We start from the raw sequence: 18,821 nt of genomic DNA on the forward strand, positions 1-18,821 counted from the left end.
GGCAGATCTCATGGCCACCGGTGGGCAGTTTTACTGGCCGTCAGTGGGCATTTTCGTGGCCGCCTATGGGCAGTTTTTCATGGCCGCTAACAGTGACCAAGCAAGATGGCGGGCCTACTGGTGCCGGGTCGGCGGCCAGTGCATTGCCCGTGCGTCATCCCGGCAGAGTCAGTTCATTTCTCTTTGGATACTTACGTGCACGTTGCGTTTACAGGAGAAATGGCCGGTGCGATGCTAAACGGATAACGCGCCGGACGCGATCGAGCAGGGAGTCGGGAGGCGATCGAAAGTGCCGAGGCAAGAGCGGCCGTGGCCACATGACATGTGGATCTCTGTAGATGATCATCCTTTGTCGCTGAATCTGTTGCTGTTCGTCCGGCATTCCTGGACGATTGCGCATGACGTAGACATTCCGACACTGAGTCCAGCTCCCGACCTGGGAGCATCCAAAATGCCAGTGTCCAGCAGCAGCGACGAATGGACAGAACGCTGGATTCTGGCATGGGAGCGGACATGGAGCTGGTACAAAATTCAGGAACCGAACCGATCAAAGCACCCCACCCAGGAACTCTTGCGCCAAGTGTTACGGCCAGGGCAGGAACTTCATCCGCTCGTCCCCCCGCTTTGGACCACGGAATACGACCGGGACGGCCTTGATTTCGATGCCTTCAACTACTGGCAAAACAGTCTTATCCAAATTCCTCCCAGCGAGGCAGAGCGCCGGAATTTGGCAGACCTGATCCCCGCCTGGGAAAGCGGTGTGGACAGCATCATCGTGCTGCCGTACGAGGGGTACTTCGCCCGCCGAGTTACCCATCGACACATTGCAGTATCGGCCGCAACCCGGAATGACCCTCTTGCCTACGGCAGGGCGCTGCAACAGATTGCACGCTCATAACCTCTGTAGGGTTTCTCTTCGCGTTTATGCCTAGCGGGTTCGTCGATCTACAGATTTCTTGGGCATTGTGAAACCTTTTGACCGTCGCCGGACAATACAGGGCATGGGGACCAAAGAAACCGGCGACGGCCAGCTCTGGCAGAAAAGCCTTCGAGGTGACGGTAACGCCTTCGGACGGTTGTTTGACCGACACCGGGACCGTGTCTTCCGGCACGCTTACCGTCTCACCGGAGACAGGCATGATGCGGAAGACATCATGTCCACCACGTTCCTGGAGTTGTGGCGGCGCCGATCCAAGGTGCGGCTGGTCGATAATTCAGTCCTCCCCTGGTTGTTGGTGACCACTACCAACGTTGCCCGCAACACCAAGAGAGCAAGCTTCCGATACCGGAAGTTGCTGGACTCCCTCCCCCGTGCTGAAGAGGTTGGCAACGGCGCGGACGAGCCTTTTCTTCAAAACGAAATGGACCTGGATGCGGCCAAAGCATTGAACACGCTGAACGAGCTCGACCTGCATCTGGTCAGTCTGGTCGTCTTCGAGGAGTACACCATCGCCGACGCTGCGGCCGTCCTGCAGCTGACACCCGAGGCAGCGAAATCACGTATGCACCGTGCCCGGCAGCGAATGAGAGCGGCGTTCGCCAGCGCGGCTCAACCGGCACCAGCATTGGAAGGAGGCCGGTCATGAACCAGCTTCAACCGAACGAGGCCTTGAGTCAGGCACTGCGCGCAGAACTTGTCTCACGTGTCCGGAAAGCATCACCGGCCCACCGGCGCAAGCGTCTCCGCCTGTGGCTGGGCGCCTGCACCGTGGCAGGCATCGGACTCGTGGGCGGCGTGGGCGCAGCCACCGCAGGATACTTCGTGATGCCCGGCGGCCAAGAGGTCACGTCCCTGTCCAAACCCATCACCGGAACCTATGCGGGTACGGCCACTATCGATCTGGGGGAACCACCATCAGAAGCAACCGGTGTAGAGATGAAACTGACCTGCCTAACACCCGGGTACCTGAAGATCGGTGACAGAGGGGGCGGTTTGGGCTGCACGAGCGAGGATCTGCTCCGCGGGCCTTCGACCGCCCGCGGCATCAACCCCCTGATACCTGGTGAAACCAGCATCACCATCAGCACCGGCTCGATCACCCGCTGGGAAATCACCGTTCAGTACGTGAAACAGGAAACAACTGAGTGGGCCATCAACAAAGACGGCAAGACCTACGGAATGGAGAACGAGAACGGAGCACCAGACTTGGTTGCCGTGCTAGCCACGAACAACGTTCGTGGCTACGTCTACAACACTGATTTGGAAGAGGCGACCGGGACGGCCGCGATGAAGACCTTCAAAAGTCCTGCCGATGCCTTGGCTTGGCAGGAAGCACGCGGTGACGCCCCCGTATCCATCCCCGTCTACGACGTCGACGGCAAGACCGTCGTTGGTGAATTCGTCATCGGCGGAGGCCCTCCCCCATTCGAAGACGGACAGGAGGGGAAGTCCTCGTCAGGCACGCAATGAACGGTCCCGGGCGTTCGCCTCCTGCGAAGGGGAGTAGCGACCTCTGCACAGGTCCTGGAACAACGCGGGGTTTTGTACAGTCAGCTTCGGAAATGACAGTTTTCCACATACGGCAAGGGGACCCGTTACGGGGGTTAGCCGCCGTGACAGGCTTGATTCATGGGAGTCAGCGGGCTAGTAGAAGCGATACGGGCGGGTTCGCCCGACGTCGGTGCTGCCCACCCGGTTGCCGGCGTTGCCGCCATGGAAAATGGGGCGGCTGCTGTTGGAATAGGAGCCGCGCCCTCTGGAACTCGTGGCGCAGCCGTTCGAGATAGTGCCGACGCCCTTGACGATAGTGCCGCGGCCCTTGAGACCCTCCGGGATGCGGCCCTCCCGGCAGCGCGTTTGTTCGATTTCGGTGAAGCGGCGGATTTCGCTGGCCGGGTCGAGGAACTCGCCCGCTCCATCGAGTACCTGCAGATCGTCGCGGCCCAGGCCGTGGAACGAACCCGCGAAGAAGCCAAACACGCCCGCGCCGTACCCGCAGTGGGCGGCACCAGCGGGTGGCTGACCGGCTGGACCGGGAACGACACACCCGCCGATCACGGCCGTCAAACCGCAGGGAGCACGGCCCAAGGCTCCGTTCTTGATGACGGGTACCGGAACGCCGCGGAGTTCCTTCGCGCCCGGCTGCGGATCGAGATCCGCGAAGCCCGACGCCGCCTGTCCCAAGCCGCGACCCTCCTGCCCACCACCACCCTCACCGGCGAACCCCTCCCACCCCGGCACCCCGAACTCGCACAAGCCCTGACCACCACACTCATACCCTCCCGCGCAGCGACCATCATCACCGGCGCCCTGGACCAAGTAGCACTCATCGCCCACCCCGACACCCTCACCGCCATGGAACACGCCCTGACCCGCACCGGAATCGAAACCGACCCCGACTTCGTCAGCAAAACCGCCCGCCGCTGGATCAACCGAATCGACCAAGACGGCCCCGAACCCAGCGAAGAAGAACTCCGAACCCTCCAAGGCGCCTTCATCCGCAAACCCCGACGCGGACTCCACCACATCGAAATCTTCGCCACCGCCGAACAATACGAAACCCTCGCCACCATCATGAACACCGCCACCAACCCCCGCCTCACCCCCAACACCACGGATCAACGAGCCCAAACAACCACACCCCAAGAAGCCACCGCCACGACACTCGGAACCACCACAACCGCCAATCTCACCGACCAGGCCGGACAAACCGAACCTGTCGGACAAACCGGGGAGGCCGGGCAGGCCGGGCAGGTCGTGGAACTGGACCGCCGCTCACGAGCCCAGAAACTCCTTGACGGCCTCGTCGGCGGCTGCGCACTGGCCCTGAAAACAGGCCGCCTCCCAGCCAACGGCGGCCTCAAACCCCAACTCACCACCTACATCCACGCCCACGAACTCCTCCCCCACCTCCAAACCAACCCCACCACACCACCCCACAACCACAGGCAAGCCGACAACACGGGCAGCGGCGCTGGCAGCGGCGCCGACGCCACGAGCAGCACCGGCGGGAGACTCAGCAGCGCATCAGCCACCTTCGCCGGCCCGATCCACCCCAGCACCCTGCGCAAGATCGCCTGCGACGCCGACATCCTCCCCGTCCTGCTCGGCAGCGACGGACAAATCCTGGACATCGGCCGCACCACCCGGATCTTCCCACCGAACATCCGCAAAGCCCTCAACGCCCGCGACCAAGGCTGCGCCTTCCCCGACTGCACCATGCCCGCCCCCTGGTGCGAAGCCCACCACATCACCTACTGGTCACACGGCGGACCCACCAGCATCGACAACGGCGTCCTCCTCTGCTCACACCACCACCACCTCATCCACAAAGAACAATGGAAAATCACCACCAACAACGGCATCCCCTGGTTCACCCCACCACCACACATCGACCCCACCCAAACACCACGACGAAACCACCACCACAGACCCATGCGGAGATAGGCTGCCGCGCGCGTGGATTCGACCTGCACTGCGGATGTACCAGGACCGCATGCACATCCCGCGCGGCGAGCGGACCCGGAGCACGACCGCCGGCACACAGAGGCATCAGGACCAAGAGCGCACAAGGTATCGAGGACAGGAGCAGTGCATGTGCCCCTCACACAAACGCGGACTTGCCAGTCACCGCCCGGGCTACGATCATCGAGTTGATCTCGTAGCTGCCCTCGTAGGTGTAGAGGATCTCGGCGTCTCCGAAGAGTTTCCCCATCTCGTAATCCGTGGTGATCCCGTTGCCGCCCAACAGCGAGCGCCCCATCGCCACAGAGGCACGGGCCAAACGGGTGGTGGTGGCCTTGGCCATGGCAGCCTGGACCATCTCCAGCTTTCCCGCTTGCTGGATCCGGGCGAGTTCCACCATCAACGACAGCGAGGCGTGGGCATTGCCCAGAATGTCCGCGAGCTGTTGCTGGACAAGCTGGAAGCGTGCCAGCTCCCGGCCGAACTGGAACCGGCTCAACGCATAGCTTCGGGCGACGTCGAAGGCCGCGAGCTGGATCCCCGCAGCCTGCCATCCAACCCACGCCCGGGAATCGCGCAACAAATCGTTGGCGCGGGAAAACTCGGTGGCGCCGGGAAGGAGATTGTCCAGGGGCACCCGGACCTCGTCCAGGACGATGTCCGCGTTCTGCATGATGCGCAGGCCGATCTTGTGCGTGATCTTTGTTGCCGCGTAACCGCTTCGGTCCGTCTCCACGATGAACCCCTTGACGTGCCCGTCGGCTTCATCGCGGGCCCACACCAGGGCGAAGTCCGCGATGGTACCGGCTCCGATCCAGCGCTTGGCGCCGCTGATGACCCATTCGCCGCCGTCGCGCCGCGCCGTCGTCGAGAGCCCTCCGGCGATGTCCGAGCCGTGGTCCGGCTCCGTGAGCGCGAAGGCGCCCAGTTGTGTGAAGGACTCGAGCCCCGGCAGCCACCGCTGTTTCTGCTCGGGGGACCCTAACTCGTGGATCATTCCGACGATGAGCTCGTTGTGGATGCCCACCAACGCGGAGAGCGATACGTCCGCTCTGGCAACCTCGGTGTACATGAGCCCTTTGAAGAGCTTCGATGAGCCATCCGTTTGCAGCCTCCCGAGCCCAAACTTGGCCATGTCGGCCAGCAAGCCAAAGGGGAACTCTTCCCGGTTCCAGTAGTCGATGCTGGCGGCCCGCACCTGTCCCTGAAGGAACTCGCGCACCTCGGCGTAGCGGGCGCGTTCCCCGTCGGGGAGCAGGTCCACCACGTACATCAGGTCCGCCTCCGGATAAGGAGGGAGAACATTTTCCTTGGCCGCACCGCTTGTGGCCGTGCCGGCTTTTTCGTCGAGCATGTGACCCCTTCGTCATGTCCCGCGCAGGCTCTTCCAAACCCTTGGATGTCCTAGTATATTGCAAGGTGATGTGGATCACTAGGCCGGCTCAGCGGCCCACGAACGCCAGGTCCGGCGTCGATGCCCCAGCGAAAGGCGGACTATGACAGTCACCGACGACTTCCGTGCGGCCCGCGACCGCCTGCTTGAGCTTCGCGAGAATTACGGGCAGGCCCACAGCGAGTTCCAGTGGCCCCGTTTCGAGCATTTCAACTTCGGCTTGGATTGGTTCGACCAGATCGCCGCAACCCCGGAACGGCAAAACCAAGCAGCACTCGTGATCGTCGAGCAGGACGGCAGTTCCACCCGGCGCACGTTCAAGGAGTTGTCGGAGAGGTCTTCCCAAGTGGCCAACTGGCTGCGGGGCCAAGGCGTGAAACGCGGCGAGCACATGATCGTGATGCTGGGCAACCAGGTGGAACTGTGGGAGCTCATGCTGGCGGGCATCAAGCTCGGCATCGTCCTGATCCCCACCACCACGCTCATGGGCGCCCGCGACCTGCAGGACCGGGTGGAGCGCGGCGGGGCGGCATGGGTTGCTGTCGGCAGCGGAAACATCGGCAAGTTCGCCGAGGTCACTGGAAACTACACGCTTATCGAGGTGGGCGGGCAACGTACCAACGCTGACGCGAAACAGTACGAAGACTCCCACGACGCCGGCACGGACTTCACTCCCGATGCCCCCACACATGCGGACGAGACGCTGCTGCTTTACTTCACCTCGGGCACCACATCGCGGGCCAAGCTGGTGGAGCACACCCACACCTCCTACCCGGTGGGCCACCTGTCCACCATGTACTGGATCGGTGTGGAACCCGGCGACATCCACCTCAATGTCGCTTCTCCCGGCTGGGCCAAGCACGCGTGGTCCAACGTTTTCACCCCGTGGATCGCCGAGGCCTCCGTTTTCATCTACAACTACGATCGCTTCAGTGCCACAGCCCTCATGGAACAGATGGACCGCGAGGGTGTCACAAGTTTCTGCGCCCCGCCCACGGTGTGGCGGATGCTCATCCAGGCGGACCTCACGCAACTGAAGAACCCGCCGCACAAGGTTGTCTCCGCAGGCGAACCCCTCAACGCGGAGGTGATCGGCCAGGTGGAGGAAGCCTGGGGCGTGACCATCCGGGACGGCTTCGGTCAGACCGAGACCACCGTCCAGATCGCCAACACCCCTGCACAGCCGGTGAAGATCGGTTCCATGGGGCGGCCACTACCCGGGTACGACGTCGTCCTGGTGGACCCGGTCACCGGAGAGGAAGCCGACGACGGCGAGCTCTGCTTGCGCTTGGACCCGCGGCCCGTGGGACTCATGAAAAGCTACTTTGGCGACGAAGCGAAAACGGCGGAAGCCTTCCGTGACGGCTACTACCACACCGGCGATATGGCCAGCCGTGACGCTGACGGTGTGATCACCTACGTCGGCCGGGACGACGACGTCTTCAAGTCATCGGACTACCGCCTGTCGCCTTTCGAACTCGAAAGCGTCCTGATCGAACACCCCGCAGTGGCGGAGGCCGCCGTCGTACCATCGCCCGACGCGGTGAAGCTCTCGGTGCCCAAAGCGTTCGTGGTGCTCGCTTCCGGCTACGAACCCGGGCCCGCCGTCGCCGAGGACATCCTCCGTTACGCCCGGGAGCACCTTGCACCATTCAAGAGGATCCGCAGGCTGGAATTCGGCGAACTGCCGAAGACCATCTCAGGCAAGATCCGCCGGGTTGAGCTGCGCGGCACGGAGATCAAACGGCATGGAGACGGACCGCTGCCCTCAGGATTGGGCGTGGAATACACGGAAGAAGAGTTCCCGAATCTGAAAGACTAGTCCCCCACACCACCAAGGAGGCCCATGGGCAACCCGCTCCCCCGAGACCCCATTGCCGACGCCCAGCGGAACTGGGAACGGCATGGTTGGGGCGATGTCGCCGCGCCCATGGCTGCCATCACCGCGATCATGCGAACACAGCAGATCCTGTTGGCCCGCATCGAAACGGTCCTCAAACCGTTCGGCCTGACCTTCGCGCGCTACGAACTCCTGGCCCTGCTCAGCTTCGCCCGAAGCGGCGCCTTGCCCATGAACAAAGCCAGCGCCCTCCTGCAGGTGCATCCCACCTCGGTGACCAACGCCGTCGACCGTTTGGAACGAGCCGCCTTGGTGGCCCGTTCGCCGCACCCCACGGACGGCAGGACCACGCTGATCGAGCTCACCGCCGAGGGCCGCACCCTTGCGAAAAAAGCGACGGCGGCGCTCAACGCCGAGGTTTTCGGCAAGTCGGGCTTCCAGGACGACGACGTCGATCACCTCATCCGCGTCCTCGGCACCTTCCGCAGGGATGCCGGGGATTTCACCGACGATTAGCGCTCAGGTCAGCGCCGTCGCGTTGGCGGGCGACGGGATGCTTCCTGGCCTGACCTCTCAAGGCGCTGGGCTCCGACGGGGACGTGACGCTGACCGGCTCTCCGAACTCCTGCACGGCACGGTGTATAGCGCCATACTTCACGCCGCCGGGACGTTGCAGGCTACGGTTGGAAAGCCATTCAACCGAGCACCAGGAGCACGCACGCATGGGCTTTGCCGAAGAACTGAAGAACGCCTCCGCCGCCGACTGGGACGCGGCCATCAATCATCCCTTCGTTGACCGGTTGATCGATGGCAGCCTCGCAGACGAGGACCTCCGCCGGTACCTGGTGCAGGATTACCAGTTCTGCGATGCCTTCACCGCACTCCTGGGCCAGGCAGTTGCCTCAGCCCCGTCACTCCCGTCGCGGCTGGTGTTCGCCAAGGTCCTGGGCGCCTTCGCCTCGGATGAGAACACCTATTTCCAGGACAGCTTCGACCAACTTGGCGTCCCGGAGGAGGACAGGCTCGCACCGGAACTGGGAGCAGCAACCCGTTCCTTCGACGCGCTGATGCGCAGCGCGCTGGAAACCCGTTCCTATCCGGACGTCCTTGCAGTCCTGCTCGTCGCCGAATGGCTGTATGGTGACTGGGCCGCGCGGGCCGGAGAGGCCACCACCTGGCCTGCCGCACCGAAGCACGCTGATTGGATCCGCCTGCACAACAACCCCGGGTACAACGCGTGGGTGACGTGGCTGCGCGAGGAGTTTGACGCCGTCGAGCCTGCGTCTGCCGAGGTGCGCGGGCGCGTTGCTACGACGTTCCGCGAGGCGGTGCGCCTGGAACGTGAATTTTTCGACGCCGCACTGGAGTCGTCGCCGGTGGGCTGAGTCAGGGACTCTGCAGTTCCACCAGCGTGAGGTCGAGGATCTGCAGATCGGTGCTTTCCACCGGCATGATTCCTTGGATGAAGGCTTCGAACTCTTCTGCGCCTGCCATGCCGCCGCGGGCAAAGAACTCGATCCACAGGTCAGTCAGGGTCAGGTCACCTTCGGCGAGGACATCCGTCGCCTCCCGCCGGACACTCTCCTGATTCACCACGTCCCGAACCTTCCGCTCCGTCATTACTGACACCCCCCGGCAAGCCAGCCCTTGTACGTCTTCTTCTGTCTCGGCACACCTATATTATCAGCATACTTAGCAATGGACCATGGGGGTTCGCCTCTTCGCTGTGGTCCACCACCGCAGACACTGTTCAAGGACCCCGGCAAGGTCGGTCCAGTGCCAGCTGTCCGGACAGCGGTGGTTGTCGCAGAATTGCCACGTCATGGTGATCCCCGTTCACGGTCGATGGGGCCCGCCCTCATGCCGGCCCGCCCCCGATTAGTGACGGAATGGGCTGTTAGTGACGCAGAAACGCCAGTGAGCTGCGCCCTACCGGGTGAACGTGTAGATGAGCGCGGAGACCAGGGACAGGGCCGCGATTCCGTAGCCGACAACCAAGGCCGAGATGGCGAAGGGACGTCCGCGCTCTCCGCGCTGTTCAATCTGCTTTAACGCAACGTGACCGGCGCCCACCACGAAAACGGCGATGATGGCCATGCCGGCGAGGAACAACCCCACTACCGCCAGTGCCGCCATGGCCGCCGAGACGATGGCGAGGTTGTTGACCGGCTGGCTCTCCCCTGCGGGCTCCGCTCCGGTTTCCGACGATTCGGCGCGAACACTCTCCATTGACATGTTTCTCTCCCCATTTGGTCCGTGCCAAGGAGTCTAACCGGGGCACTCGCCGTTTCCGCGTTGCAAGGCCTGTTGTGCGCGCGCCAATCCAAAAATGACGCGCACAATGGGCCACTCAACGGTGTTTGAACTCCGGTTGCCGCTTCTCGGCAAACGCGGCCATGCCTTCCTTCTGGTCCTCAGTGGCGAACAGTGAGTGGAACACCCGGCGCTCAAAGACCACGCCTTGCGCGAGCCCCATCTCAAAGGCCGCATTGACGGCCTCCTTGGCCACCATCGCGGCCGGCTTGGACTTCGAAGCGACGACCTCCGCCGCCTTCAACGCTTCATCCACCACCTCGGCGGCGGGCACCACGCGCGAGACCAGTCCGGAACGCTCGGCTTCGTCGGCATCCATGAAGCGCCCCGTGAGGACCATGTCCATGGCTTTGGCCTTGCCCACGGCCCGGGTAAGTCGTTGGGAGCCACCCATCCCCGGGATCACTCCCAGGTTGATCTCCGGTTGGCCGAACTTTGCGTTGTCCCCGGCGATGATGAAATCGGCCATCATGGCCAGTTCACAGCCTCCACCCAAGGCAAACCCGGACACCGCGGCGATCACCGGGATCCGCAAACGCGTGAGATCCTCCCAGTGCCGGAACCAGTCGGCGGCGTACATCTCCATGTAGCTGTTGGAGGACATTTCCTTGATGTCGGCACCGGCAGCGAAGGCCTTGGCGGATCCCGTGACCACCACGGCGCCCACGCCCGGATCCCCGTCCATGTCCGTCACCGCCGCAACGAGTTCATTCATGAGCGCAGTGTTCAACGCATTCAACGCCGACGGCCGGTTCAGTGTCACCAGGCCAACCCGGCCCCGGCGCTCCACCAGAATGTTCTCGAACGTCATACTCTCCCTCTCCGCAGCAATGGTCACCAACAATCCTCACTCAGACTTTTCACGGATATCGGTGATGATGCCGGAGAAATCCCGGGCAGCACCCTCCCCAGCAGCAAAAGCATCGTAAATCCGTGAGGCCAAGGGACCCATTTCGGCCGCCACGCCCGTGCTCTCCAGGGCATTCACCGCCAGGCGCAGGTCCTTGGCCATCAGGGCACCCGCGAACCCGGGCTGGTAATCGCGGTTGGCAGGACTTGTGGGCACGGGACCGGGAACTGGACAGTTGGTGGTCAGCGCCCAGCACTGCCCCGAGGCGTTGGACGCGACGTCGAACAAGGCCTGATGCGTGAGGCCCAGTTTTTCGCCGAGCACGAAAGCCTCGGACACGGCGATCATGGACACGCCCAGGATCATGTTGTTGCACACCTTCGCGGCCTGCCCCGCCCCGTGGTCGCCACAGTGGACAATCTGCTTGCCCATGAGTTCAAGGATCGGCTTCACGGTCTCGAAGTCCTCCGGCAAGGCGCCCACCATGAATGTCAGAGTCCCGGCCTCAGCGCCCACCACCCCACCGGACACGGGAGCATCTACGGAACGGTGCCCGGCATCCACCGCCAGCGATGCAGCTTCCCGGGCCTCGTCAACGTTGATGGTGGAACAATCCAGGAACAGCGTGTCCGGCCCGGCCACTGAGAGCAGTCCTGGCCCGCCCACTCCGCGGTAGGCGTCCAATACGTGCTTGCCGCTGGGGAGCATCGTCAACACCACGGCGGCGTCCCGGACTGCGTCGGCTGCCGAGTCCGCCATGGGCACTCCGTGCGCTTTCGCCGCTTCCACGGCTGCCGGGACGGGATCGTAACCGACCACTTCGTGCCCGGCCTTGATCAGGTTGGCCGCCATAGGACCACCCATATGGCCGAGGCCGAGGAAAGCGATGAGTCCCGTTGCTGATGCTGCGTTCTCTGTCATTTCGTCTCCTCAACTGGATTGGACTGGCTCAATTCGATGGGATTGGCTCAACTGCTTTGGACCTGCCCACTGCCAGCCCCAACTCCCGTTCGCCGAGCGGCGCGAAGTAGCCCTCGACGTCGGACCTGTGGACTTCCGCGAGCGACGCCGGCTTCCACTGCGGGTTGCGGTCCTTGTCCACCACCTGCGCGCGGATGCCTTCCCGGAAATCCGGACCGGACAGGCAACGAAGTCCCACGCGGTACTCCTGGTCGAGCGCCTCTTCGAGCGTCATGCCCTGATCAACCGAAAGCCCCCGCACGCGCCGCAGCGACTCCAACGTGACCTTGACCGACGTCGGCGACTTGCCCTCGATGGTGTCCGCGGCAGCAGCGGCCTCGCCGCCGGTCCCACGCAGACGCCGCACGATCTCCTCGGCGTCATCGCCCGCGTAGCAGGAATCGATCCACTCCTGCTGGGCCGCCAGAGGCGAATACGGTGCGGCTTGGGCAAAACGCGCGACGGCGTCTGCCGCTGTCGAGCTTTCCAGCGCTTCGGCAAGTGCCGGGAGGCTTTCGGACGGAACGAAAGAGTCCGCGAGCCCGAGGAAAAGCGCGTCCGCACCCGTCAGGTGCGCCCCCGTCAGCGCAGCGTGGGTTCCCGCCTCCCCGGGCGCGCGGGACAGCAAGAGGGTGCCGCCGACGTCGGGCACGAACCCGATGGTGGTTTCCGGCATGCCGGTTCGCGTCCGTTCGGTGACCACCCGGAGCGAGCCGTGGGCTGACACGCCGACGCCGCCACCGAGGACCAGGCCGTCCATGAACGCGACGTACGGTTTGGGGTAGTTGGCGATCATGGCGTTGAGCCGGTACTCGTCGGCCCAGAATTCGGCCGTTTCCGTGCCGCCGTGCAGCATGTCCTTGTAGATGGCCACGATGTCGCCGCCGGCACAGAGACCGCGGTCACCGGCGCCCCGCACCAGGACTGTCCGGACGGAATCGTCATCAGCCCAGGCAGCCAACTGCTGCAGCATGGCTTTCACCATGCCCGCATTGAGGGCGTTGACTGCCCGGGGCCGGTTGAGCGTCACGATCCCCAAATGGCCGCGTCGCTCGAAAAGGACTTCTTCCTCCTGCTGCCGTGTTTCCTTGCCCGCCTCTCCCATCAGCTGCCCGCCGGCATCACGAAGCTGGCGCCCTGGCGGATGCCGGAGGGCCACCGCGAGGTGACGGTCTTGGTCTTGGTGTAGAAACGGAACGCATCGGCGCCGTGTTGGTTGAGGTCGCCGAATCCGGAGGCCTTCCAGCCGCCGAACGTGTAATAGGCGATCGGCACCGGGATCGGAACGTTGATGCCCACCATGCCCACTTCGACGCGGCTGGCGAAGTCGCGCGCCGCGTCGCCGTCGCGGGTGAAGATCGCGACGCCGTTGCCGAACTCGTGCTCGCTGCAGAGCCGTAGCGCTTCGTCATAGTCGGCCGCGCGCAGCACACTGAGGACGGGGCCGAAGATCTCTTCCTTGTAGATCTTCATGTCCTTGGTGACGTTGTCGAACAAGGTGGGGCCTACCCAGAAGCCGCCGTCGTACCCGTCCACCGTGAGGCCACGGCCATCGGCCACCAGTGTTGCACCCTCGTCCACGCCGGACTGGATGTAGCCCTCGATCCGTTCCTTTGCCGAGGCCGCCACCACCGGGCCGAAGTCCACGTCCTTGTCCATGCTGTGCCCCACGCGGAGGTCCTTGACCCGCTCGGTGAGCTTGGCCACCAGGGCGTCCGCGGTTTCCTGCCCCACCGGAACCGCCACGGAGATGGCCATGCAGCGTTCGCCCGCGGAACCGTACCCGGCACCAATCAGGGCGTCGGCAGCCATGTCCAGGTCGGCGTCGGGCATGACCACCATGTGGTTCTTCGCGCCGCCGAAGCATTGCGCGCGCTTCCCGTGCGCCGCCGCCGTCGCGTAGATGTACTGGGCGATCGGCGTGGAACCCACAAAGCCGATGGCCTTGACCCTGGGATCCTCGAGCAGCGCGTCCACGGCTTCCTTGTCCCCGTTGATGACGTTAAAGACGCCGTTGGGAACCCCGGCCTCGCTGTACAGCTCGGCCAGCCGGAGGGGAACGGAGGGATCGCGTTCGGACGGCTTCAGGATGAACGCGTTTCCGGCAGCGAGCGCAGGACCGGACTTCCAGAGAGGAATCATGGCCGGGAAGTTGAATGGCGTGATCCCGGCAACCACACCCAGCGGCTGGCGCAGCGAGTGGACGTCGATCCCCTGCCCAGCGCTGTCCGAAAATTCACCCTTGAGCAGGTGCGGCGCTCCCGCGGAGAACTCCACCACTTCGATGCCGCGCTGGATGTCGCCCTTGGCGTCGGCGAAGGTCTTCCCATGTTCGGAGGAGAGGAGCGTGGCGAGCTCGTCCATGTTCTCGTTGACCAAGTCCACGAACTTCAGCAGGATCCGGCCGCGCCGCTGCGGGTTCATGGCCGCCCATTCGAGCTGGCCCTTCTCCGCGTTGGCTATGGCGTTGCGGACCTCCTCGGCGCCGGCCAACGGGAGCCTGGCCTGGACCTCGCCCGTGCAGGGATCGTAGACATCGCTGAAACGGCCGGATGTGCCGTCGATCCGTTGCCCGTCTACGTAGTGTGAAAGCTCGCGCACCATGGTGGAAATGCTCCTTTGCATTCGTGAATGATCGCCGTGCCGATCGGCTGTGGCGCCTGGCTGGAGCACAGTGGCAGACATCGCCAACTGTGATCCAGATCATCTCTGAACCCGAATATACTCGGACTTCCTACTAATTTCCAGAGGGCCCCGCGCGTGCAGCCGCGCGGGTGTCAGTGCACCTCCTTCAGCTCCTTGTACGCTTCCAGGGCCTCTTGCCGGGTGGTCTTCAGATCAACGATTTCCTCCGGATAATCCGGCGTTCCGAACTCCGGAATCCAGTGGGCGATGTACTTACCCTGCGGATCGAACCTGGTCCTTTGGGCCTCCGGGTTGAAGATCCTGAAGAACGGAGAGGCATCCGCTCCCGAGCCGGCAACCCACTGCCAGTTGGCCGGATTCGAGGCCGGATCGGCATCCACCAGCGTGTCCCAGAACCACTGCTCGCCTACTTGCCAATGGATACCGAGGTTCTTGACCAGGAAGCTCGCAGCCACCATGCGCACCCGGTTGTGCATCCACCCGATATGCCACAACTGGCGCTGCCCGGCATCAACCATGGGAAAGCCGGTCTCCCCCTTCTGCCAGGCCCGGAATTCCGCCGCGGCCGACTCATGGCCGGGGTGCTTGCCGTCCTCCGCGCTGCCCGACGCGCCCGGCCAGGCCCAGGGAAACCGGTCGAATTCGGTGCGCAGGTTGGCGGTGGCCAGGGTGGGGTTGTGGAAATACTGGTGCCAGCAGAACTCCCGCCAGCCGAGTTCTGAGGCATAAATCGCCGCGCTTTCAGAGCGTCTGGCCCCCAACGCATGCCACACCTCGAACGGGCTGAGCTCACCCCAGCGCAGGTACGGCGAAAGGCAACTGCTGCCGTCCTCATCCGGGCGGTTACGGCCGTCCTTGTACCCGTCCAGCCCCCGGTCCACAAACGCCTTCAATCGTTGGTGTCCCGCGTCCGACCCCGGGGTCCAGCGCTCCCGCAGGCCACCCGCCCAGTCCGGCCTGGTAGGCAGGAGGTGCCACGATTCCAGGTCCTCGTAGGCCGGAAGGTCGCCAGTGAAGCCGTGCCCCTTGGCCGGGATGGCCAGCGGCTTGCGGAAGTCCAGGGCGGAGACGGCCTTCCAGAAGGGCGTGAAAACCTTGTACTGGCCGCCGGTCTTGGTGGAAACCTTCCACGGTTCGTGCAGGAGGGATGCCTGGAAGCTCTCCACGTGGAGCCCCTCATCCCCGGCCCACGACTTGATGTCGGCGTCGATGGTCCGCTCCACTTCGCCGTACCGCCGGTTCCAGTACAGCGCGCCGGCACCTGCCGCCGTCGTGGTCTTCCGGACGACCTCCGCAGCGGGCCCGCGGCGCAGCAGCAGCGGGATGCCCAGCGCATCGAGGTCCTCGCGCAGGGCCGTCAACGAGTGGTGCAGCCACCACCGCGCTGCGCCTCCGTGCGGGCGGATTCCCGGCGATTCTTCATCGAGGACGAAGAGGGCCACGGCCGCTCCATCGTCGACGGCGGCACGCAGGGCGGGATTGTCCCGGACCCTGAGATCGTCACGGAACCAGACGATGGATGGCTTCACTTGAGTCCCACTTCCGGGTCTAGAAACGGCAAATGCCCCTAAGAAGGCATCTTAGGGGCACCTGCTGTGCGAGTTCTCAGACGGCGGCCGGGAGGACCCCGTCTTCGTCGGACAACGGCACCGGCGGCACGCTGACCTCGTAGGCGGCGGGCACGCTGTTCAGGACGTAGTCGCGGGCGGCGGCACCCACCATCCGCAAGCCCGGGTAGTAACGGTTGCCGTCGCGCTTGTGGTGCTTCACGCCGTTGAGGCGGACGGAAGTGCGGAAGGCGCTGTCAGGTACGGGAATCTTGTTCCCCAGGACGCACCAGCTGATGTAAAGGCCGTACAGGGCATCGAGGTCCAGGCCCTCTTCGCTGTCTTCTTCGTACACAACGCATTCCCGCAGGAATGCGCCAATTTGGGTATCGGTCATTGGATAGGCCTCCGGCCATAAAAGGGCCGCCGGTCTGCATCAGCGAGTACTGTAAGTCTCACTATAGACGCTATTTCCCGCGTACACGCCGTGGTGAAGGTTAACTCCCGGTTGCGACTTTCGGCGCGCGATTCCGCGGCTTCCGGGCCTGCCGGGTATGGCTTCCGCGGGCCCTCCGGCGTAGCGTCGAGTACGTCCCTGCCGACGCTTAATAAGGAGCTTCACGTGGCTGGATGGAATGCTGACACGGCCGCCGGTCCCTTGGGTTCCGGAACCGTCACGCTGGTTGAGGGCTCGTCCTTTTGCATCTCCGCCTCCAACGGGGACATCCGGCCGGAGCTTCCGCACGGCGTGTTCCATCTTGATACCCGGATCCTGTCCCGTTGGGAACTGACCATCAACGATCAACCCCTGGAATCCCTGGCAGCGGAGACCAAGGAACCCTACCGAGCACTCTTCGCCTGCCGTGTTCCACGCGCCGACGGGTACGCGGACAGCCCGCTGCTGGTGGAACGCCTGCGGGAGGTGGGCGCCGGGATCCTCGAGGAAATCACGGTGCGCAACTACTCCAGGCAGCCCGCGGAATGCCGCATCACCCTGGTGGTCGAGGCCGATTTCGCGGACCTGTTCGAGGTCAAGGAAGCCCGCATCACCCGCGACTGGCACGAGACCCGGCGCATCGAGAACGACTCGCTGGAAATCCGGGGCGTCTGGGAGGGCATCAGGAAGTCGGTGGTGATCCGGGCCGAAGGCGCAGGCGTTGGGGCCAAGGCCTTGGGCTTCCGGGTGACGGTTCCGCCGTTCGGTAAATGGAGCACCCACGTGAGCGTCGCCCCCACCTTGGATGGGAGTTCGGTCCCGTTCACCCATCCGGCCGGCGGGGAGATGTCACCGAGCGACCGGCGCCGGCAGGAATGGGTTGCCAAGATCCCGGCCCTGCAGATCGGCAACCGGTCCATCGAGCGCACGCTGCGCCGCAGTTACGAGGACCTGGGAGCCCTGCGTATCCAGGATCCGGACCATCCGGACAGGGTGGTGGTGGCTGCCGGCGCCCCTTGGTTCATGACCCTGTTCGGCCGCGACTCGCTGTGGGCCTCGGAGATGGCCCTGCCAGTTGACCCGTCCTTGGCATTGGGCACGCTGCGGACGCTCGCCGACCGGCAAGGCACGGAGGTCAACCCGGACACCGAGGAAGAGCCGGGCAAGATCCTGCACGAGGTCCGCCTGGATGTCAGCACGGGGCAGGCCTTGCGAGGGAACTCTGCCTATTACGGCAGCGTGGATGCCACTCCCCTGTTCGTGGTGGTGCTCGGTTCGGTGAGCCGTTGGGGATTCGCCAAGGACACCATCACCGCCCTCCTGCCCAACGCCGACCGCGCCCTCGATTGGATCCGGAACTATGGCGACCGGGACGGCGACGGCTTCGTGGAGTATGGCCGGCCCAACGAGCACGGCCTCATCAACCAGGGCTGGAAGGACTCCTGGGACGGCATCAACTTCGCAGACGGCACCCTGGCGCAGGCGCCCATCGCCCTCGCCGAAGTCCAGGCGTACGTGCACGGCGCCTACGTGGCGCGCGCCTGGATGGCGTACGACGACGGCGACCTCGCGTTGGCGAATGAGCTGCGGGAACGCGCGGATCGCCTCAAGCAAAGATTCAACGAGGAGTTTTGGCTGCCGGACAAGGGCTATTACGCCGTGGCCCTGGACCGGGACAAACGGCCCGTGGATGCCTGCGCTTCCAACATGGGCCACTGTCTCTGGTTCGGGTTGATGGACGAGGACAAGGTCCCGTCCGTGGTGGAGCACTTGATGTCGCCCAGGATGTTCAGCGGCTGGGGTGTCCGGACCCTCGCCACGGACATGGCCGCCTACAACCCGGCCAGTTACCACAACGGCTCGGTTTGGCCGCACGACAATGCCCTGATCATGTCCGGGCTCCTGCGGTACGGGTACGTCGAGGAGGCACAGCGGATCGGCACTGCGCTCCTGGAAGCTGCCGAGTACTCCGGCGGACGGTTACCCGAGCTCTTCTGCGGTTTCGACCGGGGGCAGTTCACGGAACCCGTTCCCTACCCCACGGCCTGTTCACCGCAAGCGTGGGCGGCCACCACTCCCATCCACGTGGTTACGTCGCTCATGCGCTATGACACGCACATTTCCCTGGGCGGCATCTGGCTGGATCCCGTTCTTCCACGCGAGTTCGGGGATCTCCACATCAGCAACGCTCCCATGGGAGATGCCCGGATCACGATCGATGCTTCAGGGAACCGAGCCACGGTCCACGGCATCCCCGATGGCCTCACGGTCCACCACGGACAACGGCCGTGGATGTCCGAGCTGGTGGAGTGGGCGCATCAGGGAAAGCCCCAGGACTAGGGCGTGTCTCCTAAAACCCGGGCTCTTTAGCGGGGATGCTTGATGTGTGTCTCGTACTTCTGTTTTGACTGATGGGCAGTGGGCCCGCATT

17 protein-coding genes are annotated in these 18,821 nt (G+C 64.2%); 8 read left to right on the plus strand and 9 right to left on the minus strand.

Annotated elements, in window-relative coordinates:
- Positions 1-349 precede the first annotated feature (349 nt).
- The 4 genes from ACH488_RS21295 to ACH488_RS21310 all read left to right on the plus strand — a co-directional run bounded on the left by ACH488_RS21295 (position 350) and on the right by ACH488_RS21310 (position 4,387).
- Positions 350-898 carry a hypothetical protein gene (locus ACH488_RS21295; protein WP_397326582.1) on the plus strand — a complete coding sequence of 183 codons (549 nt, stop codon included), beginning with the start codon at positions 350-352 and terminating at the stop codon, positions 896-898.
- Positions 899-965: 67 nt separating this feature from the next.
- A complete protein-coding gene (locus ACH488_RS21300; protein ID WP_397326598.1) occupies positions 966-1,586 on the plus strand; it encodes an RNA polymerase sigma factor in 621 nt (206 codons plus the stop codon).
- Entirely contained in the window at positions 1,583-2,410 is an 828-nt protein-coding gene (locus tag ACH488_RS21305; RefSeq protein WP_397326583.1) for a peptidase M56 family protein, read from the plus strand. The genes ACH488_RS21300 and ACH488_RS21305 overlap by 4 nt, the downstream gene beginning before the upstream one ends.
- Before the next feature lie 159 nt (positions 2,411-2,569).
- Entirely contained in the window at positions 2,570-4,387 is a 1,818-nt protein-coding gene (locus ACH488_RS21310) for a DUF222 domain-containing protein (protein ID WP_397326584.1), read from the plus strand.
- Between the two features lie 157 nt (positions 4,388-4,544).
- Here ACH488_RS21310 and ACH488_RS21315 read toward each other — a convergent pair whose 3' ends face one another.
- Positions 4,545-5,759, minus strand: a complete 1,215-nt coding sequence (locus tag ACH488_RS21315; protein WP_397326585.1) for an acyl-CoA dehydrogenase family protein — start codon at positions 5,757-5,759, stop codon at positions 4,545-4,547.
- A 142-nt stretch (positions 5,760-5,901) separates the two neighbouring features.
- Here ACH488_RS21315 and ACH488_RS21320 point away from each other — a divergent pair, with 142 nt between their 5' ends.
- The 3 genes from ACH488_RS21320 (at position 5,902) to ACH488_RS21330 (ending at position 9,023) form a co-directional block, all read left to right on the plus strand.
- The gene (locus ACH488_RS21320) at positions 5,902-7,620 is read left to right on the plus strand and encodes an AMP-binding protein (protein ID WP_397326586.1); all 1,719 of its coding nucleotides are present in this window, start codon (positions 5,902-5,904) and stop codon (positions 7,618-7,620) included.
- A 24-nt stretch (positions 7,621-7,644) separates the two neighbouring features.
- Positions 7,645-8,154, plus strand: a complete 510-nt coding sequence (locus tag ACH488_RS21325) for a MarR family winged helix-turn-helix transcriptional regulator (protein ID WP_397326587.1) — start codon at positions 7,645-7,647, stop codon at positions 8,152-8,154.
- A gap of 206 nt (positions 8,155-8,360) precedes the next feature.
- Positions 8,361-9,023, plus strand: coding sequence for a TenA family protein (locus ACH488_RS21330; RefSeq protein WP_397326588.1), 663 nt, complete (start codon positions 8,361-8,363; stop codon positions 9,021-9,023).
- 1 nt (position 9,024) lies between these two features.
- On the opposite strand, the gene ACH488_RS21335 is transcribed toward ACH488_RS21330, so the two are convergent.
- From ACH488_RS21335 to ACH488_RS21370, 8 genes are all read right to left on the minus strand, one after another.
- Positions 9,025-9,234: a hypothetical protein gene (locus ACH488_RS21335; RefSeq protein ID WP_397326589.1), complete on the minus strand. Its 210-nt coding sequence runs from the start codon at positions 9,232-9,234 to the stop codon at positions 9,025-9,027.
- Positions 9,235-9,567: 333 nt separating this feature from the next.
- Entirely contained in the window at positions 9,568-9,873 is a 306-nt protein-coding gene (locus tag ACH488_RS21340) for a DUF4190 domain-containing protein (RefSeq protein WP_397326590.1), read from the minus strand.
- Between the two features lie 115 nt (positions 9,874-9,988).
- Positions 9,989-10,762, minus strand: a complete 774-nt coding sequence (locus tag ACH488_RS21345) for an enoyl-CoA hydratase (protein WP_397326591.1) — start codon at positions 10,760-10,762, stop codon at positions 9,989-9,991.
- A 36-nt stretch (positions 10,763-10,798) separates the two neighbouring features.
- Complete coding sequence (gene mmsB / locus ACH488_RS21350; protein ID WP_397326593.1) at positions 10,799-11,722, minus strand: 3-hydroxyisobutyrate dehydrogenase; 924 nt, start codon at positions 11,720-11,722, stop codon at positions 10,799-10,801.
- 28 nt (positions 11,723-11,750) lie between these two features.
- Complete coding sequence (locus tag ACH488_RS21355) at positions 11,751-12,866, minus strand: enoyl-CoA hydratase/isomerase family protein (RefSeq protein WP_397326594.1); 1,116 nt, start codon at positions 12,864-12,866, stop codon at positions 11,751-11,753.
- Positions 12,866-14,365, minus strand: coding sequence for a CoA-acylating methylmalonate-semialdehyde dehydrogenase (locus ACH488_RS21360; RefSeq protein ID WP_397326599.1), 1,500 nt, complete (start codon positions 14,363-14,365; stop codon positions 12,866-12,868). Before ACH488_RS21360 ends, ACH488_RS21355 begins: the two co-directional genes overlap by 1 nt.
- A 173-nt stretch (positions 14,366-14,538) precedes the next feature.
- Complete coding sequence (locus ACH488_RS21365; protein WP_397326595.1) at positions 14,539-15,936, minus strand: cryptochrome/photolyase family protein; 1,398 nt, start codon at positions 15,934-15,936, stop codon at positions 14,539-14,541.
- A 76-nt stretch (positions 15,937-16,012) separates the two neighbouring features.
- Positions 16,013-16,351, minus strand: a complete 339-nt coding sequence (locus ACH488_RS21370) for a hypothetical protein (RefSeq protein ID WP_397326596.1) — start codon at positions 16,349-16,351, stop codon at positions 16,013-16,015.
- A 225-nt stretch (positions 16,352-16,576) separates the two neighbouring features.
- Between ACH488_RS21370 and ACH488_RS21375 the strand changes: the two genes are divergently transcribed.
- Positions 16,577-18,730, plus strand: a complete 2,154-nt coding sequence (locus ACH488_RS21375; protein ID WP_397326597.1) for a glycogen debranching N-terminal domain-containing protein — start codon at positions 16,577-16,579, stop codon at positions 18,728-18,730.
- Positions 18,731-18,821: the final 91 nt, after the last annotated feature.

The sequence above is a fragment of the Paenarthrobacter sp. NPDC018779 genome, assembly GCF_044391085.1.
In the GTDB taxonomy this organism is placed as follows: domain Bacteria; phylum Actinomycetota; class Actinomycetes; order Actinomycetales; family Micrococcaceae; genus Arthrobacter.

Bases quoted from the DNA above. Each gene is read 5' to 3' on its own strand.
- mmsB (WP_397326593.1), bottom strand. From the start codon at position 11,722: ATGACAGAGAACGCAGCATCAGCAACGGGACTCATCGCTTTCCTCGGC.
- ACH488_RS21315 (WP_397326585.1), bottom strand. From the start codon at position 5,759: ATGCTCGACGAAAAAGCCGGCACGGCCACAAGCGGTGCGGCCAAGGAA.
- ACH488_RS21370 (WP_397326596.1), bottom strand. From the start codon at position 16,351: ATGACCGATACCCAAATTGGCGCATTCCTGCGGGAATGCGTTGTGTAC.
- ACH488_RS21360 (WP_397326599.1), bottom strand. From the start codon at position 14,365: ATGGTGCGCGAGCTTTCACACTACGTAGACGGGCAACGGATCGACGGC.
- ACH488_RS21345 (WP_397326591.1), bottom strand. From the start codon at position 10,762: ATGACGTTCGAGAACATTCTGGTGGAGCGCCGGGGCCGGGTTGGCCTG.
- ACH488_RS21325 (WP_397326587.1), top strand. From the start codon at position 7,645: ATGGGCAACCCGCTCCCCCGAGACCCCATTGCCGACGCCCAGCGGAAC.
- ACH488_RS21330 (WP_397326588.1), top strand. From the start codon at position 8,361: ATGGGCTTTGCCGAAGAACTGAAGAACGCCTCCGCCGCCGACTGGGAC.
- ACH488_RS21355 (WP_397326594.1), bottom strand. From the start codon at position 12,866: ATGGGAGAGGCGGGCAAGGAAACACGGCAGCAGGAGGAAGAAGTCCTT.
- ACH488_RS21310 (WP_397326584.1), top strand. From the start codon at position 2,570: ATGGGAGTCAGCGGGCTAGTAGAAGCGATACGGGCGGGTTCGCCCGAC.
- ACH488_RS21305 (WP_397326583.1), top strand. From the start codon at position 1,583: ATGAACCAGCTTCAACCGAACGAGGCCTTGAGTCAGGCACTGCGCGCA.
- ACH488_RS21320 (WP_397326586.1), top strand. From the start codon at position 5,902: ATGACAGTCACCGACGACTTCCGTGCGGCCCGCGACCGCCTGCTTGAG.
- ACH488_RS21340 (WP_397326590.1), bottom strand. From the start codon at position 9,873: ATGTCAATGGAGAGTGTTCGCGCCGAATCGTCGGAAACCGGAGCGGAG.